At 72.8% G+C, this 2100-nt stretch carries 2 protein-coding genes; both read right to left on the reverse strand.

Annotated elements, in window-relative coordinates; all coding sequences use genetic code 11:
• Nucleotides 1-34: 34 nt before the first annotated feature.
• Nucleotides 35-1426 carry a hypothetical protein gene (locus H9652_RS08380; protein WP_191795847.1) on the reverse strand — a complete coding sequence of 464 codons (1392 nt, stop codon included), beginning with the start codon at nucleotides 1424-1426 and terminating at the stop codon, nucleotides 35-37.
• Nucleotides 1423-1971, reverse strand: a complete 549-nt coding sequence (locus tag H9652_RS08385) for a sigma-70 family RNA polymerase sigma factor (RefSeq protein WP_191795848.1) — start codon at nucleotides 1969-1971, stop codon at nucleotides 1423-1425. Before H9652_RS08385 ends, H9652_RS08380 begins: the two co-directional genes overlap by 4 nt.
• Between the last annotated feature and the right edge of the window lie 129 nt (nucleotides 1972-2100).

A 2100-nucleotide genomic window follows, 5' to 3' on the forward strand; every position in this document is an offset into this window, starting at 1 on the left:
CCCCCCCCCCCCGCGACGGCGCAGTCGTGGGCGGCTACTGCACCGTGAACGTGACGGGGGCGGATACGAGGCGGCCCTTGAACAGCGCCTCCGCTCCCGCCTCCCGCTGGATGGTGCGTCCCCACGTCCCGTCCGTCTGCTGCAGCGCGTACGAGTCGATCATCCAGGGATAGATCGCATGCAGCTGGTACGTGCCGGGGGGCAGCGGCTGGGGCGTGCTCGTGCCGTACGGGTCGCACGACGCGGTGGCCGCCAACGTGAACCGGCCGTCCTGCACCGACCCGGGCTGCATCTCCGCGTTCTCGTACGAGTCGGTGGCGATCAGGGGGCTCGAGACGATCACGCCGTCCTGGGAGATCACGTACTCGTAGAGGAAGGACCAGTCGACCACGTCGAGCCTGGCGTGCGCGTGCGTCGTCAGGCGCGCGGTGACCGACTTCTCGGACGAACCGCTCATCACCGGGACCGGTCCGGCGACCTTGAGACGTGCGAGCGCCCCGTCACCCGTGGCGGCCGGCGCGGGGCTGCCGCACTGGAGGTCTTCCCACTCGACAGGGGCGGGGAAGGTCGCCTTCTCGGAGTCGAAGGCACCGGGCAGGTAGGTCGGCGGCTCCGGGGTCTCAGGGACCTCGGGGGGAGTGTCGGGCTGGGCGGGAGGGACGGCGACCGTGCGGCCGTCGAGGCTCGTCACCCTGCCCTGGTCGTCGACCGTCACGGTCCACGGACCGCCGACGACGGTGCCCGCGGCTGCGACCCCGTCCGCGGGCGTGGTCTCGGTGGCGAGCGACCCGATCGCGGACCAGGTCCCGGCCGCCGGCAGTGCCGCGTCGCCGCAGGGCCCGACGCCCGAGAGACCGAGGCCACCGGACTCGCCGGGGGCGAGGTCGAACGGCTGCGGTGCCTCGTTGGTCGCGGGGTCGTCGGGCACGTGGGTCGAGGCGACCTTGCCCTCGGCATCGAGCAGGTAGACCGCGACGCGGCCCGCCGACGCGACGGTGAGCGGGGTGTCGCCGGTGTTCGTGACCTGAAGGGGCGTCTCACCCGTGCCGTCGGACGTGTCGGGCCCGAGCGCCACGGGGGTCGTGGTCGCGAGGAGGTCCGAGAGGTCCTCGCCGCACGCGGGAGCGAACGCACCGTCGAGAGGCTCGACGGCCTCGGGGGTCGGCGACGGCACCGGCGGGGCCGGCAGGATCTCGACCGGGGCAGGTGAGAGGACGCCCGAGAGCCCGATGCCCGCGACGCCCAGGAGGACGAAGCCGGCGGAGCCGAACGCGGTCGCGCGCTGGCGGCGCGAGCGCTTGACCAGGCGGCGCACCTCGGCCGAGCCCGTGAGCCCGTCGGAGGCGGCACGGCTCGCGTCGGTCGCGATCTCGGAGAGGGCGGCGTCGAGGTGAAGCGGTGTCGACGGCGGGATCTTGTCGTTCATCGGGCTCCTCCCAGGGGAGTGACGTCGAGGTCGTCTGACGGGGTGTCGATCGGGCCGAGGGAGGCCGCAAGCTTGCTGTTCGCGTCGCTGAGGTACCGCTTGACCGTGCCCTCGCTGAGCGAGAGCTGTTCGCCGACCTGGCGGATCGTGAGGTCGGAGTAGTAGCGCAGGACGACGCAGGCGCGCTCGCGGGGAGCGAGCGTCATCAGCGCCTTCTGCACGTCGAGGCGGGCGTCCGTGGCGGCCGGGGTGCCGGGGCCGGTCGCTTCGGTCTCGTCGGAGCCGCTGAACAGGTGCCGGATCCCTTCCCAGTGCCGCTGGCGTCGGAACCCGTCGAGATAGGTCGTGAGGATCGCCTTGCGGACGTAGCTCTCGGCGAGCTGGAAGTCGGTCGCGGCACGCCCGCGCCGGAACGTTCGGACGAGCCCTTCCTGGACGAGGTCCTCCGCCTCCCGCAGGTCGCCGCACAGGAGGTACGCGTACCCCACGAGCGCTCTCCGACGGGTGCGGACGATCTCGTCCAGCACCTGCTCCCAACGGGCCATGAAGTCCTCCTGCGTCGATCTGCGTGCCGTGTCACTGCTCTCAACGAGCAGCAGCGACGAAAGGTTGGGGTGAGGTCGGGGCGGACCGTCGGGTGTGGCGCACGTCGGCCCCCCGCCCCCGGGGGGGGG

The organism is Oerskovia rustica (genome assembly GCF_014836555.1).
GTDB classification, from domain to species: Bacteria; Actinomycetota; Actinomycetes; order Actinomycetales; family Cellulomonadaceae; genus Oerskovia; species Oerskovia rustica.